Source organism: Xanthomonas populi (assembly GCF_002940065.1).
Taxonomy (GTDB): domain Bacteria; phylum Pseudomonadota; class Gammaproteobacteria; order Xanthomonadales; family Xanthomonadaceae; genus Xanthomonas; species Xanthomonas populi.
The window spans coordinates 1-5,299 of record NZ_MDEJ01000197.1 but is presented as its reverse complement, the minus strand read 5'-3'; the positions used below and the strand labels follow the sequence as shown (position 1 = coordinate 5,299).

The window sequence follows — 5,299 nt, the reverse complement described above, 5'->3', positions numbered from 1 at the left end:
GATCATGTCTGTCGTTCTCCGCTGGCAGGGCGTCAAGTCAATGATGGCAGATTGCTGGGGTTTTTAGAGGCTCCTTTGTTGCATCGGCGACCAAGCACTTCTGCCAGCCCCTTCAAGCGCACCAGTGTGCTTGAGGCGGATAAATGGACGAGCTTCTTCCCGTGATTCAGCGAGCGCAACGTCAATTCGCGTCGAAATCTCGTCGATCGGATATTCGTTTCGGAGCGCATGCATCCGACGATTTAACGATGCCGGCATGCTTATATCATCACGATCAAGCAGCGTTGGCTCAGTGAGTAGCTTGAGAGCCGTTACTCGTCGGTTGCCATCCAATACAATGTAGCGACCAGGAGCCTGCAGGTTAGCAACTACAATAGCCTTTCGCTGGGTCTATGCTGCCGAGTTCGCAGATACTCTTAGCCAAGGTACATACCTTTTCGCCAATACGCTCCCCGATCCGCTCGGCCTGTAAAATCTCCGAAATAGCTTGGGTCTGATGTAGCGCTGGATCGATCCGCGGATTGCGGAGATCCAAGTCAAGCGTTGCAAGGTCAACTGTTAAGCTCTGCACACGGCCCCCTGATCCATCAGTATGTGCCCGTAATCCGGACGTCTATGGGTTAACCGAAATGAATGGCCTTGGCCTCCAAGCGGCCTCATTGATGCGAGCTTGCACAAAATCGCATATTGCCTCAGCTGTCCGGATGCAGGGACGGGGCAAGCACTACGGTAGTGCTTGCGCGTTGAGCTGCGGTCGGCAGATCAGCGGTTGGCGTGCGCCGTAGAAACGCTGTACCCGCCCAAATGGAGGGCTACTGGGCAGGTGCGCCATCATGGCGCCAGCGCTCACACAACCGCTAGTGGCGCATACCGCAAGCGCAGGTCCTGCCCCAATTGGCGCACCTCGAGCAGTTGCAAGGCATGACGCTGCGCCATCGTCTCGATGCCGAGTCCGGCGAGCAGCGGCCTTGCGGCATCGCCCAGCAACACCGGGGCCATGTAGATCAGTAATTCGTCGACCAGCCCGGCCTGCAGCAGCGCGCCGCTCAGCGTGGCGCCGGCTTCCACGTGTACTTCGTTGATGCCGCGCTCGGCGAGCAACGCCAAAACAGCGCTGAGGTCGAAGCGCCCCGCATGCAATGGCACCCCAACGAATTCGGCAGCGTCCAGCGACGGCGCCACCGCATCGTTCCCATGCAGATATAGCGTCGGTGCATCGCCCTGACGAATGTTCTGGCACGCCAGCGTGCGCAAGCCGGCATCGAGCACTACGCGCAGCGGCGGTACGAAAGGCGTGTCGTCTCCCAGCCGCACCGTCATGGCCGGATCGTCCGCCAGCACCGTGCCGGCGCCAGTGAGGATCGCGCCAGCACGCGCACGCCAGCGCTGCACATCTGCACGCGCATCCGCGCCGGTAATCCATTTGGATTCGCCACTGGCCAGCGCAGTACGCCCATCCAGGCTGGCGCCGAGTTTGACCCGCAGCCACGGCCGGCCACGCTCCACCCGCGACAGGAATCCCTGATTGAGCAGGCGTGCCTGCGCTTGCATGACACCGCTGAGCACCTCGATCCCGGCCTCACGCAGCAACGCAAAACCGCCGCCGTTGACCTGCGGAAACGGGTCGGCCATCGCCGCGACCACACGCGTCACGCCTGCTTCGATCAAGGCTTGCGCACACGGCGGCGTACGCCCGTAATGCGCGCACGGCTCCAAGGTCACATAGGCGGCGCCGCCGCGCGCAAGCTCGCCGGCTGCGCGCAGCGCAAACACTTCGGCATGCGGACCGCCAGTATGTTGATGCACGCCTTCGCCCACGCACACGCCATCGCGCACGATCACGCAGCCGACCATCGGATTCGGGCGCGAGGTGTAAGCGCCACGCTCGGCCAGACGCAGCGCCTGCGCTATCCAGCGATGGTCGTCGGCTGTTGCGCTCATTGCGCTGCCGTTTGTGGTTCGATAGACAGCACCACGATCTGCATCGGACCCGGCAGTAATTCCGCATGCGTGTGCCAGCCCAATCGCTGATAAAACGGCGCCAACGCCGGTTGGCAATACAGATACAACGCGCTCACGCCAAGTTGCGCGGCGGCTTGGACGCAATGTACAAGCAGCGCTTCGCCAATGCCCTGCCCGCGCGCCTGCGGTTGCAGGTATAGCGATGCCAACCAAGGCGACCATTGCCGACTACGCGCGTCGACGTTTTCCAGCAGGCTCACCGATCCGAGCCACTGCGCCTGATCGAGCGCAACCCATGTTGTCGGGATTACGCCGTCGCGGATGTGGCTGCGCAACTCACGCAATGCTTCATCGAAGTTCCAGTTCGGCAACAGATCAGGCAACAGACTACCGAAAGCCTGCAGATGCGCGTGCGCGATGGCCGACAGATGCTCCGGCGTTTCGGCCATGCAGGCGATGCGCATCGCGTTCACCGCTTGCCGGGCTTGCCGGCACGTTGCAAGGCCGCTTCCAACAGCGGTAACTGCTCGATGCCGACCGGAAGCTCGCGTTCGAGTTTTTCGATTTCCTCGCGAAAATCGGCAACGTCCTGAAAACTGCGATACACCGAGGCAAAGCGCACGTAGCCCACGTGATCGAGCTTGCGGAGTTCCACCATCACGTATTCGCCCACGCGCAACGAGCCCACTTCGCGCTCGCCGGACATGCGCAGCTGATGCACCACCGCACGCACTGCCGCCTCGATCTGTTCTTCAGAGACCGGACGCTTTTGCAGCGCGCGGTCGAAACTGGTGCGCAATTTGCGCGCATCGAATGCCTCGCGTCCGCCGTCGCTCTTGACCACGGTGGGCAGCTTGAGTTCGATCGTCTCCAGGGTACTGAAACGCTCGCCACACGCCTCGCACTCACGGCGCCGACGAATCGTCGTGCCGTCTTCGGACACCCGCGAATCGATCACGCGGGTGTCGTTGTGCTGGCAAAAGGGGCAATGCATCAGGACAGCCGGGACCGGTCACCGGGGACCGGGTACCCGGTGAGAAGCGAGCCGGCGAGCCGGCGCGAGCCCGCCCGGCAATCAGGCGGGCAGATCGCCTGAACACGCGTTTCCCCCGGTCCCCGGTCCCCGGTCCCTGGTCCCGGCTTCACCGACATCTCAGCCATACACCGGATAACGCTTGCACTGCGCGGTCACCGCGTCGCGCACCTTCGACAGCACCGCTTCGTCGGTCGGGGCGTCGAGCACGTCGGCGATCCAGTTGGCCAGGTCGATGCTGTCCTGCTCCAGATAACCACGCGTGGTGATCGCCGGGGTGCCCAGGCGCAGACCGGAAGTGACGAACGGCGAGCGCGGGTCGTTGGGCACTGCGTTCTTGTTGACGGTGATGTGCGCCTTGCCGAGCGCAGCTTCTGCTTCCTTGCCCGAGACGTCGCGGCCGATCATGTCGACCAGCATCAAGTGATTTTCGGTGCCGCCGGAAACGATCTTGTAGCCGCGCGCGATCAGCGTGTTGGCAATGGCCTGGGCGTTCTTCACCACCTGCTGCTGGTAGGTCTTGAACGCCGGCTCCAGCGCTTCCTTGAAAGCAACCGCCTTGGCCGCGATGACATGCATCAGCGGGCCACCCTGGATGCCAGGGAACACGATCGACTGCAGCTTCTTCTGCAGTTCTTCGAAAGGCGCGTTCTGTTTAGCCGTCGCGCGCGCCGCTTGGAGATCAGTATTTACCTCATCACCAGCGACGGCAAGATCATGATTCTTGGCCAGAATAATGCCGCCACGCGGACCGCGCAGGGTCTTGTGGGTGGTGGAGGTGACCACGTGCGCATGCTCCATCGGGCTCGGATACACACCGGCGGCGACCAGGCCGGCCACGTGCGCCATGTCCACGAACAGATACGCACCAACGCTGTCGGCGATGGCGCGGCAGCGCGCCCAGTCGATCTTCTGCGAATACGCCGAGAAGCCGGCGACAACCATCTTCGGCTTGTGCTCGGTGGCCAGGCGCTGGACTTCGTCGTAATCGATCAGGCCCTGCGCGTTGACGCCGTACTGCACGGCGTTGAACAGCTTGCCGGAGACGTTGACCTTTGCCCCGTGGGTCAGGTGGCCGCCATGGGCCAGGCTCATGCCCAGGATGGTGTCGCCGGGCTGCAGCAGCGCCAGATACACCGCCTGATTGGCCTGCGAGCCGCTGTGCGGCTGCACGTTCGCATAGTCTGCGCCGAACACCTGCTTGATACGCTCGATCGCCAATTGCTCGGCGATGTCGACGAACTCGCAGCCACCGTAATAGCGCTTGCCCGGATAGCCTTCAGCGTATTTATTGGTCAGCTGGCTGCCTTGGGCTTCCATCACCAGCGGGCTGCAGTAGTTTTCGCTGGCGATCAGCTCGACGTGATCCTCCTGGCGGCCGGCTTCGTCGGCGATGGCCTTGGCAAGTTCGGGGTCGTAGGTTTCCAGTCGGACGTCGCGCGAGAACATGCAGAGCTCCGGGGGCAGCTATTGCCAGTAGGGATGCAGATTGTAAGCCCCCGCATGGACAGGTGACCAATTGCGATGCGGTTGCGGGCCGCGTGCGCCCTGGCGTACCCCTGCCTGCAAACAACAAAGGCACACTTCTTAAGTGCGCCTTTGTGTGATGACCCGGCCGGTCGCTGGACCAAGCCAAGCAAGCCGCTACCCCTTAGTTGTTGAGCACTAGGTCGGCAATCACGCCGGTAGCGATGGCAACCAGCAGCAGATTACCGGTGTTGTCACGCTGCCAGCGGTAGCCATACGGCGGGCGGCGCAGGTTGTAGCGGTCGTAATCGTTGATCACATAAACCGGGCCCTGATAGCTCTGGCCACGGGCCCAGTAGGGCCGCGGCGGCGGGCCGGCACGATAGACCGGTGCGGGATAGTAGGCGTCGCCCCGGCCGCGATCGTAATAGCGGTCTTGATGGCGGGCGTCGCGATAGCCCTCGCGATAGCCGTTGCCGTAGTAGCGGCGGTCCTGGCGCCATTCGCGGTGATCGGCACGACGGTTTTCGTAGCGATTGTCATGGTGGTCGTTGCGGTGATCGTTGCGACGATCATTACGCCAGTCGCCGCGCTGATCGCGATCGCGATCGCGGTCATGGCCACGGCGATCGTGGTCGCGGTCCCAGTCCCCGGCGAATGCGGCCGGCACCACGGAGCCCAGCGCCAGGATGGAGGAAAACACAACGGTAACGATGCGTTTGCGGTTCATGACAGCTCCTATTTGCGATGTCGCAATTGCATTAAAGGAGCCTCTAAAAACCCCAGCAATCTGCCATCATTGACTTGACGCCCTGCCAGCGGAGAACGACAGACATG

5 protein-coding genes are annotated in these 5,299 nt (G+C 62.5%); all 5 read right to left on the bottom strand.

Annotation, left to right across the window (positions count from 1 at the left end; all coding sequences use genetic code 11):
* Nucleotides 1-846 precede the first annotated feature (846 nt).
* Nucleotides 847-1,941: a bifunctional diaminohydroxyphosphoribosylaminopyrimidine deaminase/5-amino-6-(5-phosphoribosylamino)uracil reductase RibD gene (gene ribD, locus XpopCFBP1817_RS19405; RefSeq protein WP_128418341.1), complete on the bottom strand. Its 1,095-nt coding sequence runs from the start codon at nt 1,939-1,941 to the stop codon at nt 847-849.
* Entirely contained in the window at nt 1,938-2,435 is a 498-nt protein-coding gene (locus XpopCFBP1817_RS19400; RefSeq protein ID WP_167393984.1) for a GNAT family N-acetyltransferase, read from the bottom strand. The genes ribD and XpopCFBP1817_RS19400 overlap by 4 nt, the downstream gene beginning before the upstream one ends.
* Complete coding sequence (gene nrdR / locus XpopCFBP1817_RS19395) at nt 2,432-2,956, bottom strand: transcriptional regulator NrdR (protein WP_055822405.1); 525 nt, start codon at nt 2,954-2,956, stop codon at nt 2,432-2,434. Before nrdR ends, XpopCFBP1817_RS19400 begins: the two co-directional genes overlap by 4 nt.
* A gap of 159 nt (nt 2,957-3,115) precedes the next feature.
* Complete coding sequence (glyA, locus tag XpopCFBP1817_RS19390; RefSeq protein WP_128418339.1) at nt 3,116-4,444, bottom strand: serine hydroxymethyltransferase; 1,329 nt, start codon at nt 4,442-4,444, stop codon at nt 3,116-3,118.
* Between the two features lie 202 nt (nt 4,445-4,646).
* The gene (locus XpopCFBP1817_RS19385) at nt 4,647-5,192 is read right to left on the bottom strand and encodes an RcnB family protein (protein WP_128418338.1); all 546 of its coding nucleotides are present in this window, start codon (nt 5,190-5,192) and stop codon (nt 4,647-4,649) included.
* Between the last annotated feature and the right edge of the window lie 107 nt (nt 5,193-5,299).

Excerpts from the sequence above, each read along its gene's own strand:
- XpopCFBP1817_RS19385 (WP_128418338.1), bottom strand. The coding sequence starts at position 5,192 with ATGAACCGCAAACGCATCGTTACCGTTGTGTTTTCCTCCATCCTGGCG.
- glyA (WP_128418339.1), bottom strand. The coding sequence starts at position 4,444 with ATGTTCTCGCGCGACGTCCGACTGGAAACCTACGACCCCGAACTTGCC.
- ribD (WP_128418341.1), bottom strand. The coding sequence starts at position 1,941 with ATGAGCGCAACAGCCGACGACCATCGCTGGATAGCGCAGGCGCTGCGT.
- nrdR (WP_055822405.1), bottom strand. The coding sequence starts at position 2,956 with ATGCATTGCCCCTTTTGCCAGCACAACGACACCCGCGTGATCGATTCG.